17 protein-coding genes are annotated in these 22,833 nt (G+C 48.5%); all 17 read left to right on the forward strand.

Going from position 1 to position 22,833, the window contains the following annotated elements; genetic code table 11:
• Window positions 1–74: 74 nt before the first annotated feature.
• The 17 genes from ITJ88_RS04725 to ITJ88_RS04810 all read left to right on the forward strand — a co-directional run bounded on the left by ITJ88_RS04725 (window position 75) and on the right by ITJ88_RS04810 (window position 22,643).
• The gene (locus tag ITJ88_RS04725) at window positions 75–4,346 is read left to right on the forward strand and encodes a PolC-type DNA polymerase III (protein ID WP_195865511.1); all 4,272 of its coding nucleotides are present in this window, start codon (window positions 75–77) and stop codon (window positions 4,344–4,346) included.
• A 128-nt stretch (window positions 4,347–4,474) separates the two neighbouring features.
• The gene (rimP, locus tag ITJ88_RS04730) at window positions 4,475–4,942 is read left to right on the forward strand and encodes a ribosome maturation factor RimP (RefSeq protein WP_023468684.1); all 468 of its coding nucleotides are present in this window, start codon (window positions 4,475–4,477) and stop codon (window positions 4,940–4,942) included.
• Between the two features lie 17 nt (window positions 4,943–4,959).
• A complete protein-coding gene (nusA, locus tag ITJ88_RS04735; protein WP_023468683.1) occupies window positions 4,960–6,069 on the forward strand; it encodes a transcription termination factor NusA in 1,110 nt (369 codons plus the stop codon).
• Between the two features lie 3 nt (window positions 6,070–6,072).
• Entirely contained in the window at window positions 6,073–6,342 is a 270-nt protein-coding gene (gene rnpM, locus ITJ88_RS04740; RefSeq protein ID WP_023468682.1) for an RNase P modulator RnpM, read from the forward strand.
• Window positions 6,335–6,637 carry a YlxQ family RNA-binding protein gene (locus ITJ88_RS04745; protein WP_023468681.1) on the forward strand — a complete coding sequence of 101 codons (303 nt, stop codon included), beginning with the start codon at window positions 6,335–6,337 and terminating at the stop codon, window positions 6,635–6,637. Before rnpM ends, ITJ88_RS04745 begins: the two co-directional genes overlap by 8 nt.
• 15 nt (window positions 6,638–6,652) lie before the next feature.
• Complete coding sequence (gene infB / locus ITJ88_RS04755; RefSeq protein ID WP_023468680.1) at window positions 6,653–8,824, forward strand: translation initiation factor IF-2; 2,172 nt, start codon at window positions 6,653–6,655, stop codon at window positions 8,822–8,824.
• 39 nt (window positions 8,825–8,863) lie between these two features.
• Complete coding sequence (gene rbfA / locus ITJ88_RS04760) at window positions 8,864–9,205, forward strand: 30S ribosome-binding factor RbfA (RefSeq protein ID WP_023468679.1); 342 nt, start codon at window positions 8,864–8,866, stop codon at window positions 9,203–9,205.
• Between the two features lie 50 nt (window positions 9,206–9,255).
• A complete protein-coding gene (gene truB / locus ITJ88_RS04765; protein ID WP_195864793.1) occupies window positions 9,256–10,164 on the forward strand; it encodes a tRNA pseudouridine(55) synthase TruB in 909 nt (302 codons plus the stop codon).
• Between the two features lie 16 nt (window positions 10,165–10,180).
• A complete protein-coding gene (locus ITJ88_RS04770) occupies window positions 10,181–11,110 on the forward strand; it encodes a bifunctional riboflavin kinase/FAD synthetase (RefSeq protein ID WP_195864794.1) in 930 nt (309 codons plus the stop codon).
• 123 nt (window positions 11,111–11,233) lie between these two features.
• Complete coding sequence (gene rpsO, locus ITJ88_RS04775) at window positions 11,234–11,503, forward strand: 30S ribosomal protein S15 (RefSeq protein ID WP_023468676.1); 270 nt, start codon at window positions 11,234–11,236, stop codon at window positions 11,501–11,503.
• A 138-nt stretch (window positions 11,504–11,641) separates the two neighbouring features.
• Window positions 11,642–13,861 (forward strand): polyribonucleotide nucleotidyltransferase, encoded by a 2,220-nt coding sequence (gene pnp, locus ITJ88_RS04780; protein ID WP_195864795.1) that lies wholly within the window; start codon window positions 11,642–11,644, stop codon window positions 13,859–13,861.
• Window positions 13,862–13,935: 74 nt separating this feature from the next.
• Window positions 13,936–15,168, forward strand: a complete 1,233-nt coding sequence (locus ITJ88_RS04785) for a M16 family metallopeptidase (protein ID WP_047393854.1) — start codon at window positions 13,936–13,938, stop codon at window positions 15,166–15,168.
• A 74-nt stretch (window positions 15,169–15,242) separates the two neighbouring features.
• Window positions 15,243–16,691 (forward strand): UDP-N-acetylmuramoyl-L-alanyl-D-glutamate--2,6-diaminopimelate ligase, encoded by a 1,449-nt coding sequence (locus ITJ88_RS04790; RefSeq protein ID WP_414651122.1) that lies wholly within the window; start codon window positions 15,243–15,245, stop codon window positions 16,689–16,691.
• A complete protein-coding gene (locus ITJ88_RS04795; protein ID WP_195864796.1) occupies window positions 16,688–17,947 on the forward strand; it encodes a lipid II:glycine glycyltransferase FemX in 1,260 nt (419 codons plus the stop codon). The genes ITJ88_RS04790 and ITJ88_RS04795 overlap by 4 nt, the downstream gene beginning before the upstream one ends.
• Window positions 17,947–18,609, forward strand: coding sequence for a M15 family metallopeptidase (locus ITJ88_RS04800; RefSeq protein WP_230088526.1), 663 nt, complete (start codon window positions 17,947–17,949; stop codon window positions 18,607–18,609). Before ITJ88_RS04795 ends, ITJ88_RS04800 begins: the two co-directional genes overlap by 1 nt.
• Before the next feature lie 153 nt (window positions 18,610–18,762).
• Window positions 18,763–20,427, forward strand: coding sequence for a ribonuclease J (locus ITJ88_RS04805; protein ID WP_023468670.1), 1,665 nt, complete (start codon window positions 18,763–18,765; stop codon window positions 20,425–20,427).
• 68 nt (window positions 20,428–20,495) lie between these two features.
• The gene (locus ITJ88_RS04810; RefSeq protein WP_195864797.1) at window positions 20,496–22,643 is read left to right on the forward strand and encodes a DNA translocase FtsK; all 2,148 of its coding nucleotides are present in this window, start codon (window positions 20,496–20,498) and stop codon (window positions 22,641–22,643) included.
• The last annotated feature ends 190 nt before the right edge of the window (window positions 22,644–22,833 follow it).

A 22,833-nucleotide genomic window follows, 5' to 3' on the forward strand; every position in this document is an offset into this window, starting at 1 on the left:
CAAGAGGAGGAGGAGTTGCTGTCACGGTGTGAAGCGATCAGACAGCACAATTGCGAGTGGATACACAACAACGCATGTCACTGTTGCTGAGTGACTTGGAATTACCGAACGGTATCATTGAAGAATACTTTAACGAAGCAGTTCTTGAGAAGCTTCGTGTCAATAAAGCAAAAGCAACCTGGACATTTGAAATCCGATTGCCACACGTTTTGCCCCAAAACGTCTATCAACTCTTTACGAGTCGTTTGATAAGTCGGTACCAGCAATTCGCCGAAGTCAAAGTCATCCTATACGCGGATAGTCGACCAGACGAACGCCTGTATCATGATTACTGGCCATATGTCGTGCAAGATCTCGCAGACGTCTCATCGGCGATGCGGACACAACTGGGACGTGTCTTACCGGAGTTCAAAGAACAGAAATTATTCATTCCGGTTCGGAGTGAACCGGAAGCAGGATTCTTAAAAAGCAGCTTATGTGGGGAATTGCAGTTACTCTACAGTGCTTACGGATTCCCGAAATTCAACTGCGAACCGATTGTTCAAATCAACGAATCGAAACAAGAAGCGTTGCGCAATCAGGTGAAACAGGAAGACATGGAAGAAGCAAAGCGGATGCTCGAGTTGCAATTCAAACGGGAACAATCGCGGGATGACGATGAAGGACCAGTCGAGATCCGAATCGGGAAACCGATTCAAGATGAGATTGTCCCAATCAAGACGATCCAAGATGAGGAACGACGGATTGCGATCCGAGGTCTCGTTTTCTCAGCTGAAAGTCGTGAATTACGAAGCGGAAAGACGATCTTTACGTTCAAGATGACGGATTATACGGACTCCCTTGTCGTCAAGATGTTTGCGCGTGACGAAACAGACGTCAAGATTCTCTCTGCGATCAAAAAAGGGATGTGGATTCAAGCGGCAGGTCGCGTTGAGTTCGATACGTTCCTGCGCGATCTTTGTATGATGATTGCCCAACTGTCAGAAGTGAAGATGGAAGCACCGGCTGACCCTTGGGCAGGCGAGAAACGTGTTGAGCTACATGCGCACTCGCAAATGAGTCAGATGGACGCGGTCATGAACGTGACGAAATACGTCGAGCGGGCGGCAAAATGGGGACATCCTGCTGTTGCGATCACGGATCACGCGGGTGCCCAAAGTTTCCCGGATGCCTACTATGCCGGAAAGAAAAACGATATCAAGGTATTGTATGGAATCGAAGCGAATGTCGTCGATGACGGGGTGCAAGTCGCCTATCATCCGGTGGATCGTAACTTAGATGACGCGACATTCGTCGTCTTTGACGTCGAGACAACTGGTTTATCGGCGATGTACAACAAGATCATCGAACTTGCAGCCGTCAAGATCCACGACGGTGATATCATCGATAAGTTCGAAGCGTTAGCGGATCCGAAGCATCTATTGTCGGCGACGACGATTGATTTGACAGGAATCACCGATGATATGGTCCGGGGAAAACCAGACCCGGAACAAGTCGTCAAGGAATTCATGGACTGGGTCGGCGACTCGATTCTCGTTGCCCATAATGCCTCATTCGATATCGGATTCTTGAATGCAACACTACGATCCGGTGGACACGATGAATCGGTCTTGCCAGTCATTGATACGCTTGAGCTAGCCCGTGTTTTGATGCCGACGCTAAAAAACCACCGATTGAACACACTCGCGAAACGATTTGACATCGAATTGACGCAGCATCACCGCGCCATTTATGACGCGGAAGCGACAGGCTACTTGATGGTCAAGTTGCTGCAAATGGCGGATGAGATGTTCGACATGAAGACACACGCCTCACTCAACCGGGAGATGGGGAAAGATATCTCGCGGGCACGACCATACCATGCGACGGTCTATGCGAAGAACCGGACGGGCCTGAAGAACCTATATCAATTGATTTCGATTGCTCATACGAAACACGTGCACCGTGTCGTCCGCACACCACGCTCGCAACTCGTCGCGCACCGAGATGGATTGATCATCGGATCAGCTTGCGATAATGGCGAAGTGTTTGATGCTGCCTTGAACAAGTCAGACGAAGATTTAGCAAAAGTGATGCAGTTCTATGATTTCATCGAGATTCAGCCACCTGCGATGTATGGTCATTTGATCGAACGGGAAATCGTTCAGAATGAACTCGAACTTCGCGAACTGATCAAAAAGATCATCCGCGTCGCGGAAGAACATGATATCTTACCAGTCGCGACAGGGAACGTGCATTACCTCGATCAACATGACGCGACGTACCGGGAGATTTTGATTCGGACGCAAGGCGGAGCGAACATGCTGAACATGCGAAAACAACTGCCACCGGCGCACTTCCGGACGACGAAGGAAATGATGGACGACTTCAAGTTCCTCGGACCGGATGTGTCGGAACGTCTCGTCATCACGAACAGTCAAGCCGTCGCGGAACAGTTCGAGAATATCGACATCATTCCAAAAGATCTCTATACACCGAAAATCGAAGGGGCGGATGAAGAAGTTCGAAACTTGTCGTACGACATGGCGCACCGGATTTACGGCGACACGTTACCGGAGATCGTCGAAGCCCGACTCGAAAAAGAGTTGAAGTCGATCATTGGTCATGGATTCGCCGTCATCTATCTGATTTCCCACAAACTCGTTAAAAAGTCGCTCGACGACGGCTATTTAGTCGGTTCACGAGGATCGGTCGGATCAAGTCTCGTTGCGACGATGACCGAGATCACGGAAGTTAATCCATTACCACCGCATTATGTCTGTCCGAATTGTAAGGAATCGGAGTTCTTCGATGACGGTTCCGTCGGTTCGGGATTCGATTTACCGGATAAGTCTTGTTCGAAGTGTGATGTCCCATTGTTTAAGGATGGTCATGATATTCCGTTCGAGACGTTCCTCGGATTTAAAGGGGATAAAGTACCGGATATCGATTTGAACTTCAGTGGAGAATACCAGCCACAAGCACACGCCTATACGAAAGTCCTGTTCGGTGACGATTACGTCTATCGTGCTGGAACGATCGGTACGATCGCTGAGAAGACAGCGTATGGCTACGTCAAAGGGTATCAGTCGGAGAATGAGTTGACGTATCGGAATGCGGAAGTCGATCGTCTCGTCAGTGGTGTCACCGGTGTCAAACGGACGACTGGACAACACCCGGGTGGGATCATCGTCGTACCGGACTATATGGATATTTACGATATTAGTCCGATTCAGTATCCGGCAGACGATATGGGTTCTGAATGGAAGACGACACACTTTGACTTCCACTCGATTCACGATAACTTACTCAAACTCGATATCCTCGGTCACGATGACCCGACGATGATCCGAATGCTACAGGATTTATCAGGACGTGATCCGAAGACGATTCCGGTCGATGACCCGGAAGTCATGAAAATCTTCAGTTCGACGGAATCGATCGGCGTAACGCCGGAACAGATTGATTCGAAAACGGGAACGCTTGGTATTCCGGAGTTTGGAACAAAGTTCGTCCGCCAAATGTTAGAAGAGACGAAACCGACGACGTTCTCAGAGCTCGTTCAGATTTCAGGACTCTCGCACGGAACGGATGTCTGGCTCGGAAACGCCAGCGAATTGATTTACAACGGAACGTGTGAACTAAAAGACGTCATCGGTTGTCGAGATGACATCATGGTCTATTTGATCTACGCCGGTCTTGAACCGTCACTTGCCTTTAAAATCATGGAGTCGGTTCGTAAAGGGAAAGGACTCTCGATTGATATGGAAGAGGCGATGATCGAGAACGATGTGCCGCTCTGGTATATCGATTCCTGCAAGAAAATCAAGTACATGTTCCCGAAAGCCCATGCTGCTGCCTACGTCTTGATGGCTGTCCGGATTGCTTATTATAAAGTCCATCATCCGATGTATTACTACGCTTCGTACTTTACGGTACGTGCGGGTGATTTTGATATCGGTGCGATGAATAAGGGCTCTGCTGCCGTTCGGAAAGTCTTGCAAGACATCAAGGACAAAGGTTTCGAAGCGACGGCGAAGGATAAGGGATTGTACACGGTTCTTGAAATTGCACTTGAGATGATCGAACGCGGCTTTACGTTCCAAAAGGTCGATCTCTACCGCTCGAGTGCAACGGAATTCCTCATAGACGGGGATACGTTGTTACCACCATTTAATGCCGTGACAGGTCTCGGAACGAATGCTGCGAAGCAAATCGTCGAAGCACGTAAAGGAGGGGAATTCCTTTCGAAGGAAGACCTCCAAAAACGCGCCAAATTGTCGAAATCAATCATCGAGACGCTCGATAACCTAGGCTGTCTCGAAGGGTTACCAGACGAGAATCAGCTCTCCTTGTTCGACTTGTAAGCCCTAGGAACACTTGCTTTGAGCGCTTTCCTATGCTATATTGAGTGAGAAAATGTTTTTTATACTACGACTTGGAAGGAGTAGGGGGACCTGCTCCTTTCTTGTTTGTTTTTTGAAGGAGGATGAAGATGACGAACGTAACGGAAAAGGTCGAAGCGCTCGCAAAACCAATCGTCGAACGAGAGGGGATGGAGCTAGTCGACGTTGAATTCGTCAAAGAAGGGGCGGATTGGTTCCTACGTGTCTCCATCGACAAAGAGGGTGGCGTGGATCTTGAAGACTGCGTCAAAATCAATGAACAGTTATCGGAAGCATTGAATGACAATGATCCGATCGACGAGCCGTATTACCTCGACGTCGCTAGTCCAGGAGCGGAACGTCCACTGAAGAAAGACGAGGACTTCGAAAAGGCGATCGGGAAACATGTGTACATCAAAACGCACGATCCAGTAAAGAATGCGGTTGAATTCGAAGGAACGTTGCTCGCGTACACACCTGAGATGCTTGAAATCGAAGTGCGTGTCAAAACAAGAAAATTGAAAATTGAGATACCGGTCGACAAGATTTCACTTGCGCGACTTGCGGTAATGTTCTGACGGAAAGGAAGAGAACGATGGGACCACAGTTACTCGAGGCGATCAATCAAATCGCGAAAGAGAAGGAAATTGACAAGAACATCATCATTGATGCGCTCGAACAGGCATTGATTTCAGCGTACCGACGCAACTTCGGAAAAGAATCGGAGGCTGTAAAGGTCGAATTCGATCAGCAGACAGGAGACATCCGTGTCTTCGCGCTTAAGGAAGTCGTCGAACGATTGACACAACCAGAAGAGCAACTTTCGCTTGAAGAAGCGCACGAGATCGATCCGACATATGAACTCGGCGATTTCCATAAAGTCGAAGTGACGCCAGGCGACTTCGGTCGTGTTGCAGCACAAACGGCGAAACAGATCGTCACACAAAAAATGCGTGAAGCAGAACGCGAACGCATCTACAATCACTTCGCGGATCGTGAAGACGAGATCATGACAGGTATCGTCGAGCGTCAAGATGCACGCAACTTGTACGTCAACCTAGAAGGGATCGAAGCTGTCTTGACGACACACGAACAAATGCCGAATGAGCGTTTCGGGATTCGTGATCGCATCAAGGTGTACGTCACGAAAGTTGATCCAATGGTCAAAGGATCAGGGGCATCGATTCTTGTATCACGGACACATCCAGGTCTCTTAAAACGTCTTTTCGAAATCGAAGTACCAGAGATTTCAAGTGGCGAAGTCGAAGTCAAGTCTGTGGCGCGTGAAGCGGGCGACCGTTCGAAAATCGCAGTCGCGGCGGACGACATCGATCCAGTCGGCGCATGTGTCGGACAAAAAGGGGCGCGTGTTCAACGCATCGTCAATGATTTAAACGGGGAAAAAATTGATATCGTCCGTTACTCGGATGATCCGAAAGAATATGTCGCGAACGCACTCAGCCCAGCTCAAGTCGTTGCGGTCTATGTCAACGAACCAGCGAAAGCGACAATCGTCGTCGTTCCGGATTTCCAATTGTCGCTTGCCATCGGGAAACGTGGTCAAAACGCGCGTCTCGCAGCGAAATTGACAGGATGGAAAATCGACATCAAGAGCGAGTCTGAAGCGGAAGCGATGGATCTCGAAGATGTCTTCGCGACGGAAGAGCCGGCTGTAGAAGCGGTCCAAGTCGAAGGCGAGGAATAATTCGTGCAAAAAAAGGTACCATTACGCAAGTGTGTCATCACACAAGAAATGAAACCGAAAAAAGAATTAATTCGTGTCGTCCGGACACCTGAACAAGAGGTCGTCATCGATTTAAATGGTAAGATGAATGGGCGAGGTGCCTATTTATCGAAAGATGCGGCAGTCATTGCGACGGCGAAGAAAAAACGGACGCTTGATCATCATTTGAAGGTCAAGACGACAGATGCCTTATACGATGAATTGCTTGAAATCGCGGGAGGTACAAATGAGTAAATGGGAATCCCTTCTCGGTCTCGCGAATCGAGCTAGAAAAGTGACGACGGGAGAAGAACTCGTACTGAAAGAAGTACGAGGAGGACAAGCAAAGCTTGTTCTTTTAGCAGCAGATGCGGGGGCTGCCACGCGTAAGAAAGTCACAGATAAATGTACGAGTTATCAGGTTCCTTACCTAGAAGTCGCCGACCGGACGATTCTCGGTCAAGCATTAGGAAAGGATGCGCGTGTTGTCGTGTCAGTCAATGAAGCCGGATTTGCGAAAAAGCTAACTGAACTCCTCTCGAACGACTAATTGGAGGTGGATCCTTTGGGTAAACGTGTATACGAATTCGCCAAGGAACAAAACGTAACAAGTAAGCAGGTCATCACCCAGCTCGAAAAGCTGGAGAAACCAGTCAAGAATCATATGGCAGTATTAGATGAACAGACAGTACAGCAACTCGATCAAGTATTTAATCCCGAAAAATATCGGGCTCAAAAGACGGAGGCTCCAAAACAAGTGAAATCAGATAATAAACCGAACCGACCAGGAAGTACAAACAAACCAGCAGGTAACCAATCACGTAACAGCAAAGGCGGACGCCCAGAATTCGGCAACCGTAACAACCGTGGCGGCAAACGTCGTCCGAACCAAAAGAAAGCAGAACCACGCAAACTTGAAGTAGCGGATCCGAACTCGAAGTCGAGTCAACGGAAAGCAGCTCGCCGGGCTCAAGAAGAGGCGATGGCAAACGTCGTTCAATATTCTGACAACTTGACAGTCGGTGAACTCGCTGAAAAAATGGCGAAAAAACCGAATGAACTGATCATGAAATTGATGGGTCTCGGTGTCATGGCGACGATCAACCAAGATCTTGATGACGAGACAGTTGAACTGCTCGCGACAGAGTTTGGTTTTGAAGTCGAAAAGACTGTCCAAGTCGATGAGACGGACTTTGATCAATACGAATTGAACCTTGACCAGTACGAATTGTCTGAGCGTCCACCGGTCGTTACGATCATGGGACACGTCGACCACGGTAAAACGACATTGCTCGACTCGATCCGTAACACGAAGGTCACTGCAGGCGAAGCCGGCGGGATCACGCAGCACATCGGTGCTTACCAAGTTGAGATCGACGGCAAGAAGATCACGTTCCTTGATACACCAGGTCACGCGGCGTTCACGACGATGCGTGCACGTGGAGCAGATGTCACGGATATCGCAATCATCGTCGTTGCAGCAGATGACGGTGTCATGCCGCAGACAGAAGAAGCGATCAGCCACGCGAAAGCAGCTGGCGTCCCAATCATCGTCGCGGTCAACAAGATGGATAAAGAAGGTGCAAACCCTGACCGTGTCAAACAAGAATTGACAGAGTTCGAACTCGTTGCAGAGGACTGGGGCGGCGATACAATCTTCGTACCGGTTTCAGCTCTTAAAGGAGACGGTATCGACGAATTGCTCGAGATGATCCTTCTCGTTTCAGAAGTTCAAGAATACAAATCAACACCAGACATGAACGGTCGCGGAACAGTTATCGAGGCGAAACTCGATAAAGGACGCGGTCCCGTCGCTACACTTCTCGTTCAACACGGAACACTTCGTGTTGGTGACCCGATCGTCGTCGGTCACACGTTCGGTCGTATCCGGGCAATGGTCAACGATATCGGTCGTCGTGTCAAAGAAGTCGGACCATCGACGCCAATCGAAATTACAGGTTTAAACGATGTCCCGAAAGCGGGCGATCAATTCTTCGCATTCGAAGATGAGAAAAAAGCACGCCAAATCGGTGAAGCACGTTACCAACGTGAAATCGAAGCACAACGTCGTGATTCAGCGAAAGTTAGCTTAGAAGATCTCTTCGACCGCATCAAAGAAGGCGAAGTCAAGGACCTCAACATCATCATCAAAGGTGATGTCCAAGGTTCAGTTGAAGCCTTAGCCGGTTCATTGAAGAAAATTGATGTCGAAGGTGTTAAAATTAACATCGTACACTCTGGTGTTGGGGCAATCACGGAAGGTGATGTCATCCTCGCCTCAGCAGCAAATGCGATCATCATCGGATTCAACGTTCGTCCGGATGGTAACGCGAAATCAATGGCAGATCAGGAGAAAGTCGAAATTCGTCTTCACCGGATCATCTACAATGCGATTGAAGAAATCGAGCAAGCGATGAAAGGTCTCCTTGATCCTGAATTCGTTGAGAAAATCATCGGTCAAGCTGAAGTCCGCGATGTCATCAAAGTATCGAAAGTCGGTACGATCGCAGGTGGATATGTCACGGAAGGTAAGTTGACGCGTGATGCAGGTGTCCGTGTCGTTCGTGACAGCATCGTCATCTACGAAGGAAAACTCGATACACTTCGCCGCTTCAAAGATGATGTCAAAGAAGTCGCTGCTGGTTACGAGTGTGGTATTAAGATCGAACGTTATGATGACGTAAAAGTCGATGATGTCATCGAAGCGTTCATCATGGAAGAAGTCAAACGGAAGTAACAGAACGGAATCCATTCTTCCGAACTGGAGGGAACAAACATGAGTTTACGCTCGAATCGTGTCGCCGAACAGGTGCGTAAGGAAATTACGCAACTGCTCATCAAAGATGTCAAGGATCCACGCGTTAAGCCGATTACCGTCACAGGTGTCGAAGTGACAGGAGACTTGCAACAAGCGACGATCTTCTATTCGGTTCTCGGTGACGAAAAAGCACGTGAGGATGCGCGCATCGGCCTTGAAAAATCAAAAGGCTTCATGCGTAAGGAAATCGGATCGCGGATTCGTCTGCGGAAAACACCTGAACTATTGTTCGAGGTCGATTCTTCTGTCGAATACGGATCACGCATTGATGAGTTGCTTCGGAATTTGAACAAAGATTAACACCTAAGGCAACCACGCGTGTGGTTGCCTTTTTTCAAGGAGGACATCACGTGGAACCCATCGGAGTATTACCACTAGATAAACCAGCCGGCATGACGAGTCATGATTGTGTCTTTCGTCTACGTCGCTTGTTTCAGACGAAAAAAGTCGGACATACAGGGACGCTTGACCCGGAAGTAACAGGTGTCTTACCGATTTGTCTCGGTCGAGCGACGAAGCTTGCCCGATTCATCACGGATGAAGGAAAACGCTACGCGGCGGAAGTGACGATCGGCTTCGCGACGACGACAGAAGATGCACACGGAGAGACGGTTCGTGAAACACCGGTCGAACCCGATAGTATTACTGAAGCGGCAATTGCCGGTATCCTGAGCGCCTTGACAGGAGAGATCGAACAGACGCCACCGTATTATTCAGCAGTCAAAGTGAACGGGAAGAAACTATACGAATATGCCCGTAAAGGGATTGAAGTCGAGCGACCGACACGGATCGTCCGTATCGATCGATTGGAACGGACATCGGACCTTGTGTTCGAAGATGGTCTCTGTCGCTTCCGCCTCGATATCGCCTGCGGAAAAGGGACGTATATCCGGACACTAGCAGTCGAAATCGGAGAACGACTCGGTTATGCCGCACACATGAGCGACTTACGCCGGACAGGTTCAGGTGCGATTGCTGAGACGGACACCGTCACACTTGAGACACTCGAATCGTATGAGACAGTCGAAGAGCGGATGCAGCATGTCCTACCGATCGAACACGTCATCCAAAAATGGCCACGATTGACGGTCGATGCAGCAACAGCGCAGCGTGTCTTAAACGGAGCCAAGCTGACGAGCATTCCAGTCGAATTCGAGCTGTTTACTGTCTATAATGAAGAAGACGTACCTTTAGCACTATATCGACGTCTTCCAGAAGAACAGGTAGCACGCGTCGAGGTCATGCTACAAATCGATTAAGATCGGAGAGAGCATCATGGACATCATACATTTGACATATCCGGAACAGCCTCAAAAAGCCCCTGCTGTCATCGCGCTCGGCTTTTTTGACGGTGTACATCTCGGACATCAGCAAGTCATCGCAGCAGCACGGAAAGAAGCGGAGGCTCGTCGCCTGCCCTTGGCTGTCATGACCTTTGATCCACATCCGAAACAAGTACTTGGTAAAGGGGATGAACCGGTCCGCTACATCACGCCGCTGGAACGAAAATTAGAGAAAATCGAATGCCTTGGTGTCGATCGTGTTTACGTCATTGAGTTCACGATTCCTTTCTCGGAATTGTCACCGCAAGCGTTCGTCGATGAATATCTGATTGCGTCTGGAGCAGAGCACGTCGTCGCTGGATTTGATTATTCCTACGGTCGCTTCGGAGCTGGAAAAATGACGACGCTTGATTTTCATAGTCGGGGCACGTTCACACACACCGTCGTAGCAGAATTTCAGGAAGAAGCGGAAAAAATCAGTTCAACCCGGATTCGTCGTTTGCTTGCTGCAGGAGAAGTCGAACCGGCTGCACGTTTACTCGGAGAACCCTACCAAATCAAAGGTACAATCATTCACGGTGACGCACGCGGTCGACAAATTGGCTTCCCGACAGCCAACATGCGCCCAGAATTCGCCTACGTCATACCGAAACTTGGTGTGTATGCGACATTCGTTCGTTTAGCGGACGGTCGTCGGTTCAAAGCGATGACAAACGTCGGAAGACGCCCGACGTTCTATGAGACAGGAGACGTCAGTATCGAAACACATCTTCTTGACTTTGATGAAGATCTTTATGGTCAAGAATTGACGCTTGAATGGATCGCTTATCTACGCGATGAAAAAGCCTTCAACGGTATCGATCAATTGAAAGAACAATTGGCGCGTGACCGCGAAGAGGCAAATACACGATTAAGCGTTTGACAGTACGGACAGGGTTCGTTATGATAGGTCAGTACGATCACGTACAGCCGATTCACTTGGCATCTGGTCTCACCATCCGATGCTCGGGAATACGGTCATTCATAAGATGGAGGTGGAGTGACAATGGCACTCACAAAAGAACGTAAAAACGAAATCATCGAAGCATATGCTACGAAACAAGGCGATACTGGTTCGCCGGAAGTACAAGTTGCTGTTTTAACTGAACAGATCACAACTTTGAACGATCACTTACGTACACACAAAAAGGATCACCACTCACGTCGTGGTCTCTTGAAAATGGTCGGTCGTCGCCGTAACTTGCTCACATACCTTCGTAACAAGGATGTTGCACGTTACCGTTCGTTGATCGAGCGTCTTGGTCTCCGTCGCTAATCCCGACGAGAACGAGGTAGGGAAGCAGGAGCATCGTCTCCTGTTTCTTTTTTTTGCCGATTCATGGACTTTTTGCGCAAGAACCTACATAATTAGATTTGAATGAAAAAACGGATAGCAGTGAGAGGAGATTTGTGCATGTCACAAACAAAACAGACGTTTTCGACCGAACTCGGTGGACGTCCATTAACGATTGAAATCGGTCAATTAGCAAAACAAGCGAACGGAGCAGCATTGATTCGTTACGGCGATACAGCCGTTCTTGCTACGGTCGTTGCATCAAAACAACCGAAGGACCTAGATTTCTTCCCATTAACAGTGAACTATGAAGAAAAATTATATGCGGCAGGGAAAATCCCAGGTGGATTCCTCAAACGTGAAGGACGTCCTGGAGAGAGTGCGATCTTGACTTCGCGTCTGATCGACCGTCCAATCCGTCCATTATTCCCGGATGGTTTCCGTCACGACGTTCAAGTGGCAACGACGGTCCTTTCGTCAGATGCTGACAATTCACCAGAAGTCGCTGCGATGATCGGGGCTTCGATTGCGCTTTCGATCTCGGATATTCCATTCGACGGTCCAATCGCAGGCGTGACGATCGGTCGCGTTGACGGAGAATTCGTTGTGAACCCAACTTCAGCGCAAATGGAAGTCAGCGACATCGACCTTCAAGTTGCCGGAACAAAACATGCCGTCAACATGGTTGAAGCAGGTGCGAAGGAAGTATCGGAACAAGCAATGCTTGAAGCGATCTTGCTTGGACACGATGTCATCAAGGAAATGATCGCGTTCCAAGAAGAAATCGTCGCACAAGTCGGTAAAGAGAAGTTCGAATATACGGTATCAAGCTTCGATGAGACAATCGTCAATCGCCTGAAAGCAGAAGCATTGGCAGAAGTCACACAAGCAGTTCAAGTCGAAGAAAAACAAGCACGTGACGTTGCCATCAACGAAGTCATCGCAAAATACATCGAGTTGTATGCAGCTGACGAGTCAGTCACAGCAGAACAATTGGCAGAAGTATCAGGCGTTCTCAACAAGTTCGTCAAAGACGAAGTCCGTCGTCTCATCACGGAAGACAAAGTGCGTCCAGATGGTCGTGGTCTTGCTGAGATCCGTCCACTCGATTCAGAAGTCGGTCTCTTACCACGTGCGCATGGTTCAGGTTTGTTCACACGCGGTCAGACACAAGTCTTGTCTGTTGCGACACTCGGTGTTGCAGCTGACGCACAGATCATCGATGGACTGGGTCTGAAAGAAGAGAAACGCTTCATGCACCACTATAATTTCCCGCCATTCTCAGTCGGGGAAGCACGTCCGATGCGCGCACCAGGTCGTCGTGAAATCGGTCACGGTGCACTCGGGGAACGCGCACTCTTACCAGTTCTACCGAATGAAGTTGATTTCCCGTACACGATTCGTCTCGTGTCGGAAGTCCTTGAGTCGAACGGTTCTTCATCACAGGCGTCAATCTGTGGTTCGATCCTTGCCATGATGGATGCGGGTGTTCCACTCAAAGCACCTGTCGCTGGTATTGCGATGGGCTTGATCATGGAAGGCGACAATTACTCGATCTTGACAGATATCCAAGGGATGGAAGATCATCTCGGCGATATGGACTTTAAAGTCGCTGGAACTCACGAAGGTGTCACAGCTCTGCAAATGGATATGAAAATTGGCGGAATCACGCGCCAAATCCTCGAAGAAGCACTCGAACAAGCACGTCTTGGTCGTCTGCACATTCTTGAGCATATGCAAACGGTCATCGCTGAACCACGTGTCGAATTGTCACAATACGCACCAAAAATCGTCACACTCAAAATCAATCCAGATAAAATCCGTGATGTCATCGGACCTGGTGGTAAAGTCATCAACGGTATCATCGATGAGACAGGCGTCAAGATCGACATCGATCAAGACGGAACCGTCTTCATCGCTTCGACGGATCAAGCTGGCATCGATCGTGCCCGTCAATTGGTCGAAGATATCGTCCGTGAAGTCGTCGTCGGTGAAGAGTTCGATGGAACAGTTCGTCGTGTTGAGAAATTCGGTGCATTCGTCGAATTGTTCAAAGGAAAAGACGCACTCGTCCACATTTCGGAACTCGCACTTAACCGTGTCGGTCAAACGGAAGATGTCGTCAAACTTGGAGATAAGCTAAAAGTCCGTGTCACGGAAATCGATGACAAGGGACGTGTCAACGCTTCACACAAAGTCCTGCTCGTCGAAGGCTTAAGTGAAGAAGATCGTGCTGCATACGAAGAAAAGAAAAAGACAGAGCGTGAGAACCGCCCGCCACGCCGGGATCAAGGTTCACGCCCACCACGTGATGGACAACGTCCACCACGTCGTAACTAATGAATCCAAGGTGGCTCGACGGTGCAGAGAATGCAACGAGAGCCACCTTGTTTCCTATATTTGGAGGAATTACTATGATCGAACGGATACAATTAGAAAACGGAGTTCGACTGATCGTTGAACGGATGCCGGAAGCACGCAGTGTCGCGACCGGAATCTTCATTCAAGCAGGAAGTCGGACGGAACAGATCGAGGAGCATGGTATCAGTCATCTCATCGAGCATATGATGTTTAAAGGAACAAAACGCCATACGGCAAAAGAGATTGCGGTTTACTTTGACCGACTTGGTGGAAATATTAATGCGTTCACGAGTAAGGATCAAACGTGTTATTACGTCAAGACATTAGATGAACATGCAGGAGAAGCCTTTCACGTGTTGGCGGATATGTTCCTCGAATCGACGTTTGACGCGGATGAACTGGAAAAAGAGAAAAAGGTCGTCATTGAAGAGATTAAAATGTACGATGACACACCGGATGATCTCGTACATGAGTTATTAGCTGTTGCGGCTTACGGAGAGGATGTCATGGCTCGTCCGATTCTTGGAACGGAAGAGAGTGTGCTTCGGATTGATCGAACGATGATTGGGCGGTATCTCGAAGAAGCATATGCTCCGGATCAAATCGTCATTTCCGTTGCCGGAAATGTCTCAGACGAGTTGATTGCGCAGATTCAAGAGCGGATGTCAATCCTCGAATCACGATCGAAGACACGCGAGACGACAGAACCAAGGTTACAAAATGGTGTGATTCGCAAGGAAAAGGATACGGAACAGGCTCATATTTGTTATAATTTCCGTGCGATTCCTTCTGCTGACCCACGTTTGCCTGCCCTCGCCTTACTCAATAATGCATTCGGTGCGACGATGTCGAGTCGCTTGTTCCAATCCATCCGAGAGGAACGCGGTCTTGCCTATTCAGTCTTTTCCTATTACACGACGTTTGATGATCATGGAACGTTCACGATCTATGTCGGCACGTCTCCGGAATCAGTCGAAGAGGTCGAACAGGTCCTCGCTGCTGAAATCGATCGCTTGAAGCGGGATGGATTATCGACGAAGGAACTCGAAGATGGGATTGAACAGCTGAAAGGTTCTCTGATTTTAGGGAACGAAGGCACATCGAGTCACATGAATCGAAACGCCCGAAATGAGTTGCATCTGCATCGCCATCCATCACTTGAAGAAGTGTTAGCGGATGTCGAACGGATTCGTCCATCGGACATCGAAGGGCTGATTGAGCACATCTTTTCGGAGGAACCGGCAAAGGCCTATATTCTTCCGGCAGACGAAGAAGAGGAAGCATGATAGCAGAACGGAATAGATGAAACATATGAAATGACGATGTCGAGAAAGAAGGAATACCGTTGAATTTAGCTGAATTGATTCAAGTCATACAGACGCAAAAAATCGAACGAATGGTAGAGGTGGACGTTACGTCCATCACGACCGATTCACGGGATGTTAAACCGGGAACATTGTTCGTCGCCATCAAAGGATATACTGTTGATGGACACGACTATGCTAAACAGGCGGAAGCACAAGGAGCGGTCGCAATCGTCGCGGAACAACCGGTCGATGTGTCGATTCCTGTCATTCTTGTTCGTAGTACATCACGTGCCATTGCCGAGTTGGCTGGCAAATTCTATGATTATCCTTCTGAAAAGATGCGGATGATTGGTATTACGGGAACGAATGGGAAAACGACGACGACGACGATCGTTCGTGATATATTAGCGCACCTCGGCCGGAAGACGGGGATCATCGGTACGGTCGAAGTCAAGATTGGTGACCGCGTCGTGCCAAGTCGCAATACGACACCACAAAGCTCCGAGTTACAAGCCTTTCTGCATCAAATGCATGAAGAAGATGTCCAAGATGTCATCATGGAAGTCTCTTCACATGGATTAGAGCTTGGTCGGGTAACAGGTGTCGATTACGACGTTGCGGGATTTACGAATCTGACGCATGATCACCTTGATTTTCACAAAACATTTGAAAACTATGCGCGTGCCAAAGGATTGTTATTCGCACAACTCGGTCAACGGCTGTCGACAGAGAAAGTCGCAGTCTTGAATGCGGATGATCCGACGAGCGAGCTGTATGAGATGATGACAGGTGCTCGTGTCATGACATACGGCATCGACAACGCAGCTGACCTCCGAGCAACAGCGATTGAACAGTCGCTTCAACAAACGACGTTTACGATGCTGTACAAGGAAGAACAAGTCGATGTCACGGCGAATTTCATCGGTCGCTTTAACGTCTACAATCTGTTGCTTGCAACAGGAATCCTCTTATCTTGCGGATACGATCTAGCGACGATTGCTGGCGCGATTTCAGCAATCCGTCCGGCAAAAGGTCGGATGCAACGCTTGCCGATTGAAGGATATAACGTGTATGTCGACTATGCGCATACGCCAGACGGTATCGAACAGTGTCTGAAAGCACTCGTTGACGTACCAAAGGAAAAGATCGTCTTCCTGATCGGGACAGGTGGAAATCGCGATGTGACGAAACGACCAAAAATGGGCGAACTCGCTTCGACTTACGCAGGAACCGTCGTCATCACGACGGATGATCCACGATATGAAGCTTATGAGTCGATTACATCCGGCATCGCCAAAGGGATGACCCACGATCAGTTCGTTGAAATCGGTGATCGAGAAGAGGCCGTGCGTTACGCAGCACGACTCGCACGACCAGATAATATCGTCATCTTAGCCGGTAAGGGCCATGAAAAATATCAAATCATTGGGGATGAGAAATTCCCGCTCGATGAGGAAATCATCGTCAAAGAGATGATACGGCAAATGGAGGAACAGAAGTGACTTATCAACCAATCGTTGTAACCATAGATCAATTTGAAACATTCGTAAAAACACATCCAAAAGGTGATTTACTCCAGCTTCCGGCATGGGGAGAAGTCAAAAGCGCGACAGGGTGGACACATGAACGGATTGCGGTCGGAACGGCTTCCGGTGAGATTGCCGGAGTTGGTCTTCTTTTGTTCAAGAAAGTACCGAAGCTACCGTTCACGCTTTGTTATGCACCGCGCGGTTTCGTCGTCGACTATACGGATTCGGACGCGCTTCGCGCTCTTCGTGACGAAGCGATTCGTGTCGCAAAACAACAGAAGGCGATTGCGATTAAATTTGATCCGAACGTCGAGCGGGAAGAATATCCTGGTCTGTTACAAGACATGCAAGGACTTGGCTTCAAACATAATGGCTTCGGTGGCGGTTTTGACTATGCGCAACCACGCTTTACGATGGAGACGAGTCTTGTAGGGACAGAAAAAGAGATCTTCGACGGTTTCCATTCGAAGTTCCGTTACAACGTCCGCCTTGCTGAACGTAAAGGGATCGTATGTGAACAAGCAGATCGCGAAGGGCTAAAGACATTCGCGAAGCTGATGGTCGAGACGGGCGAACGGGATGGTTTTTCAATCCGTGGTCTGGATTATTTCGAAAATCTGTACGATCATCTTCACCCAAAAGGGGATGCGGTCTTGTTTTTGACGAAACTCGATGTCGTTCGTGCGCTTGAGAATACAGAAGCCTTATTACTTCAAGCTGACAAGGAACTCTCGAAAATTCATCGTCAGCTCGAGAAAGAGACGGCCGAGAAGAAGCTAAAAAGCTTAAACAATCGCTTGGAGCAGACGACAGCACAAATCGAAAAAGCAGAGAAGTCGAAGACAGAACTGATGACGATTGCTGCTAAACATCCAAACGGTGTCATCCTGTCTGGTGGTCTTTTGACGCTTGCTGGTCGTCGCTCGTATTACTTATATGGCGCTTCATCGAACGAATATCGGGAGTTCATGCCAAACCACTTGATGCAATGGACGATGATGCAATATGCGAAAGAACATGGCGCGCTCTCTTATGACTTCGGTGGAGTCAGTGGTTCGACAGACCCGGATGATCATTACGCGGGACTCTACGCCTTTAAATCTGGTTGGGGCAGCCGGATGATTGAAAAAATCGGTGAGTTCGATTATGTACTCAATCGTCCGCTCTATCTGTTGCTTGAGACTGGGTTACCGATTCTACAAAAACTTCGGAAGAAGCTTCGCCGCTGATGAAACGGGGAACAATCTTCGGTTGGATCGTATTTTTATTGACGATGTTTGCGATTGGATTGTTTCTTGCGGCATCCATGAATCGGATGCCGACGATTTTAATGGATCAACCGGAGCTCGGGATTGATAGTTGTCCACGGGACGTAGCGGGAGAAAATCGTTTGATTAATGCAAGCGAGACGAACCTGAAGCGTCTCCACCCAGCTGTCGAAGCAGGGGCAAAGGATCTGATCCGTGTGGCGCATTCTTGCTACAATATCGATATCAAGATTACGCAAGGATACCGCTCGATTCAGCAACAGAATGCGCTTTATGAACAGGGACGTTCTGAGGCAGGGGAAGTCGTCACGAATGCACGAGGTGGTGAATCGATGCACAATTATGGACTCGCTGTCGATTTCGTTCAGCTCGTGAATGGACAGATTTCGTATGACCTTGAGTATGACGGGAATCGGTCAGGGAAAAGTGATTGGCGCGAAGTCGCGGACATCGGAAAAGCGCTCGGTTTCGAATGGGGAGGCGATTGGAAACGATTCGTCGACTATCCTCATTTTGAGATGACGTTTGGGTATTCGCTCGACGAACTAAAGGCTGGTGAACGTCCAAGTCGTTCGGAAAAAGCAAAACGAACGGAAGAAGTCGAAGATTTGTTGAATACGTGATCAACGTCATTCCTGGAGTAATGTGGCAGGAATGACGTTTTTTTTAGATTTCCTAGTCCGATTGTTGGCAGATTGTGAAAATTCGGCTAGAATAGTGATAGTGATAAGTGGACGGCTCACGAAAAGTGAATATGAATTATAGGAGGTCATGTTGTGTCAAAGAAGAAGACGGAAAAAGTAAGCGTCTTTGCTCTTGGTGGCGCCGGTGAGATCGGGAAGAACATGTACGTCGTCGAACTCGACGAGGACATCTTCGTCATCGATGCCGGATTAATGTTCCCAGGAGACGAGATGCTTGGAATCGATAAAGTCATTCCAGACATCAGTTATTTAAAAGAAAACAAAGAGCGGATTCAAGGGATTTTCATTACCCATGGTCACGAGGATCATATCGGAGCACTCAGTTACGTCTTGCGTGACTTAAAAGTACCGGTTTACGGAACACGTTTGACGCTCGGTTTGATTGAACACAAATTAAAAGAAGCCGGTTTATTGAAAAAGGCAGATCTTCGTCCAATTGATGCCAAGACGAAATTAACCGTTGCAGGTCATTTTATTACGTTCTTCCGGGTCAACCACTCGATTCCGGATGCAGTCGGGGTATGTATTCAAACATCTCAAGGTGCGATCGTCCATACAGGGGATTTCAAGTTCGATTACACACCAGTTGATGGAAAACAGGCGGATTTCGGGAAGATTGCAGCAATTGGTCAACGGGGAGTGCTTTGCTTACTGTCTGACTCAACGAATGCAGAGCGACCAGGGATGTCTGGATCAGAATCGATCGTCGGTTCTGAACTGAACGACGTCATCTATGAGGCACCAGGTCGTGTCATCGTCGCTTCATTCGCTTCGAACATTCATCGTCTACAACAAGTGTTTGCGGCAGCAGAAGCGAACAATCGAAAAGTAGCGGTCGTCGGTCGTAGCATGGTCAATAACGTCGAAGTGGCACAGCGTTTGAATTACTTACGCTTCAAACAGAAAACATTGATTGATCTATCTGACATCAACCGCCTCGACGATAACCAAGTCGTCATCTTGACGACGGGATCACAAGGTGAGCCGATGGCAGCCTTGACACGAATGGCGCGTAACGCACATAAGCAAGTCAATATTCGCTTGAACGATACGGTCGTCGTTGCGGCTTCGCCGATTCCAGGTAACGAAAAGTCGGTTTCGAAAACGATCGATCTCTTATTCCGTGCTGGTGCGAATGTCATTTACAACCAACGAAAAGTACACGTGTCCGGTCACGGTCATGCGGAAGATCTGAAGTTGATGCTCAACTTGATCAAACCGAAATTCTTCCTACCGATTCACGGAGAATTCCGGATGCAAAAGGCACACAGTCGTCTCGCGCAGACGGTTGGCGTTAATGCGAACAACATCTTCATCATCGAGAATGGGGATGTCGTTGAGTTCGAGAAGCGTAAAGCACGGATGTCACGCAAAGTGAACGCTGGAAACGTCTTGATCGACGGAATCGGTGTGGGTGATGTCGGAAACATCGTCCTTCGTGATCGTCGCTTGTTATCGCAAGACGGTGTCGTCCTTTGTGTCATTACGATCAGCCGGAAAAATAAAACGATCGTATCGGGACCGGAAATCATCTCTCGCGGATTCGTCTATATGCGTGAATCAGAGGATATGATCAACGAAGCGAACCGAATCGTTGCGAAACAACTACAAGGTAAATTAAACGGAGAATTGGATTGGACGGAGATGAAGTCGTTGATTCGAGATAAACTGAGTGCTTATCTCTATGAACAGACGAAACGCCGCCCGATGATTCTTCCAATCATCATGGAGATTTAACAAACGAGCGGCTCAGATTGACCAATACCTGGTCCACTGAGCCGTTTTTTTATCAGGAGGGATGACGTATGGCGACGACGAAACGAAAACCTGTACGAAAAAAAACGCCGCCACGGAAACGACCGGCAGCGAAGAAACAACGTCAGCCGATTGCGTATCGTACATATGCGACCATCATCGCAATCGTCTCATTACTAGCTTTCGTTCTCGCTTTCGGGGAGTTCGGGAAAGTCGGACTGACGCTAGCTGATGGAGGAGAGCGGTTAATTGGTCAGTTCGGTTCCTTATTATACGGTGGAATCGGTGCTGTGCTACTTCTACTTCTCTCGAATGCGTCGCGTGCTCAGAAATGGGCATGGTCGATGTTACTGATGGGTTCAGTCGTCTGGATTGATCTATTGCTCGGAGCACCGCGTGGTATTCTCAACGGATGGCTCTATCAAAACGCAGCTTATTATATATCGAGCGCGGGTGCCTTCTTGATTGGTCTGTTCTTCATCGGAACGGCCGTTCATATACTAAGCCCCTCGTTTTATGGAGAGCTGTGGCTTGGGCTTCGGGAACGTGCAGAAGAGTTTCGCAATCGTGAACGAACACCACGTCCTCGTGTCGAAAAAGAGTTAAAACCGAAACCGGTTCGTGAGAAAAAACCGAAGACGTTGCGACCAGCAACTGTCGAGGAACCAATCGAAACGGAACAAGAAGCAGAAGATCCGTCCGTCAATATTCAAGACGTTCCGATCATCGGTTTCACGGATCACGTTGAACCGCAAGCAGCGGAGACACAAGGACCGTTGACGATGACAGAGACACCAGACGGTTATCAATTGCCGTCGCTTGATTTGTTAGCAGAACCGACATCAAAAGATTTGTCCGGTGAGAACAAACGACTGAAGGACAATGCGACGAAATTGATTGCGACCTTAAAGTCGTTCGGAATCGGAGCAAAAGTCTTAAAGATTCATCTCGGACCAAGTGTTACGAAGTACGAGATTGAACCAAAACAAGGAATCAAGCTTAGTCGAATCACGGGACTCGCCGATGACTTAGCGCTAGCGTTAGCCGCAAAAGATATCCGGATCGAAGCACCGATTCCAGGTAAAGCAGCTGTCGGAATCGAGGTGCCGAACCGTGAAGTCGCCATGGTATCACTTCGAGAAGTACTAGGAGCGGAGAGCGTCCAATCCGACAGCGATCGTTTGCTCGTCGCACTCGGACGGAGCATTTCTGGTGAGACGGTGACAGCGAAGTTGAATAAGATGCCACACGTCTTAGTTGCCGGCTCGACGGGTTCCGGTAAATCGGTCTGTATCAACGGGATGATTGTCTCGATATTGATGCGGGCACGACCGGATGAAGTCCGTTTGATGATGATTGACCCGAAAATGGTCGAATTGAACGTCTACAACGGCATTCCGCACCTCTTAGCACCGGTCGTCACCGATCCGAAAAAAGCGGCACAGGCATTAAAGCAGGTCGTCTCGGAAATGGAACGTCGTTATGAGATCTTCAGTCAAAACGGAGCGCGCAACATCGAAGGCTACAATGCACTGATCGATAAGATGAACGCAGAGGAGAAAGTGCATCAACGATTACCGTACATCGTCGTCATCGTCGATGAGTTAGCTGACTTGATGATGGTTGCGTCAAACGAAGTCGAAGATGCAATCATGCGACTTGCACAAATGGCGCGAGCAGCAGGAATTCATATGGTCATCGCAACGCAGCGTCCGAGTGTTGACATCATCACCGGTGTCATCAAGGCGAATATCCCGTCGCGGATCGCATTCAGTGTATCGAGTGCGACCGACTCGCGGACGATTCTTGATACGGGAGGCGCTGATAAATTGCTCGGACGAGGAGATATGTTGTTACTTGGTAACGGCATGAACAAACCGGTCCGCGTACAAGGAGCCTTTTTATCGGATGAAGAAGTCGAAAAGGTCGTCAATCATGTCATCAGTCAGCAAAAGGCACAGTATGTTGAAGCGATGATTCCAAAAGATGTACCAGAGGGCGAAACAGAGGTCGACGATCCACTTTACGATGAGGTCGTCCAGTTCATTCTGACACAAGAGACGGCATCAACGTCGATGATTCAACGAAAGTACCGCATCGGTTACAACCGAGCTGCCCGTCTTATTGATGCGTTAGAAGAAAACGGTCTGATTGGTCCATCTGAAGGATCTAAACCACGTCGCGTCATGGGACGTTAATCGAGTAGAAAGGAAGTCGTGGAATATTTCAAGGCTTCCTTTTCTTTTCTAGAAAAATGTATAGATTAAGAACCGGTGTCTCGAAAAAAAGAAAAGACACATGAAAAAAGACATGATGATTTTGTATAAATAGAAATGACTGGAAAAATTAATGAATGAATCAAAAATAAAATCGCTTTCATGAAAATAG

The organism is Exiguobacterium abrahamii, assembly GCF_015645365.1.
Classification (GTDB): Bacteria; Bacillota; Bacilli; order Exiguobacteriales; family Exiguobacteriaceae; genus Exiguobacterium_A; species Exiguobacterium_A abrahamii.

Excerpts from the sequence above, each read along its gene's own strand:
- ITJ88_RS04800 (WP_230088526.1), top strand. The coding sequence starts at position 17,947 with ATGAAACGGGGAACAATCTTCGGTTGGATCGTATTTTTATTGACGATG.
- ITJ88_RS04770 (WP_195864794.1), top strand. The coding sequence starts at position 10,181 with ATGGACATCATACATTTGACATATCCGGAACAGCCTCAAAAAGCCCCT.
- ITJ88_RS04745 (WP_023468681.1), top strand. The coding sequence starts at position 6,335 with ATGAGTAAATGGGAATCCCTTCTCGGTCTCGCGAATCGAGCTAGAAAA.
- rbfA (WP_023468679.1), top strand. The coding sequence starts at position 8,864 with ATGAGTTTACGCTCGAATCGTGTCGCCGAACAGGTGCGTAAGGAAATT.
- ITJ88_RS04785 (WP_047393854.1), top strand. The coding sequence starts at position 13,936 with ATGATCGAACGGATACAATTAGAAAACGGAGTTCGACTGATCGTTGAA.
- nusA (WP_023468683.1), top strand. The coding sequence starts at position 4,960 with ATGGGACCACAGTTACTCGAGGCGATCAATCAAATCGCGAAAGAGAAG.
- ITJ88_RS04810 (WP_195864797.1), top strand. The coding sequence starts at position 20,496 with ATGGCGACGACGAAACGAAAACCTGTACGAAAAAAAACGCCGCCACGG.
- rimP (WP_023468684.1), top strand. The coding sequence starts at position 4,475 with ATGACGAACGTAACGGAAAAGGTCGAAGCGCTCGCAAAACCAATCGTC.
- rpsO (WP_023468676.1), top strand. The coding sequence starts at position 11,234 with ATGGCACTCACAAAAGAACGTAAAAACGAAATCATCGAAGCATATGCT.
- pnp (WP_195864795.1), top strand. The coding sequence starts at position 11,642 with ATGTCACAAACAAAACAGACGTTTTCGACCGAACTCGGTGGACGTCCA.
- ITJ88_RS04725 (WP_195865511.1), top strand. The coding sequence starts at position 75 with ATGTCACTGTTGCTGAGTGACTTGGAATTACCGAACGGTATCATTGAA.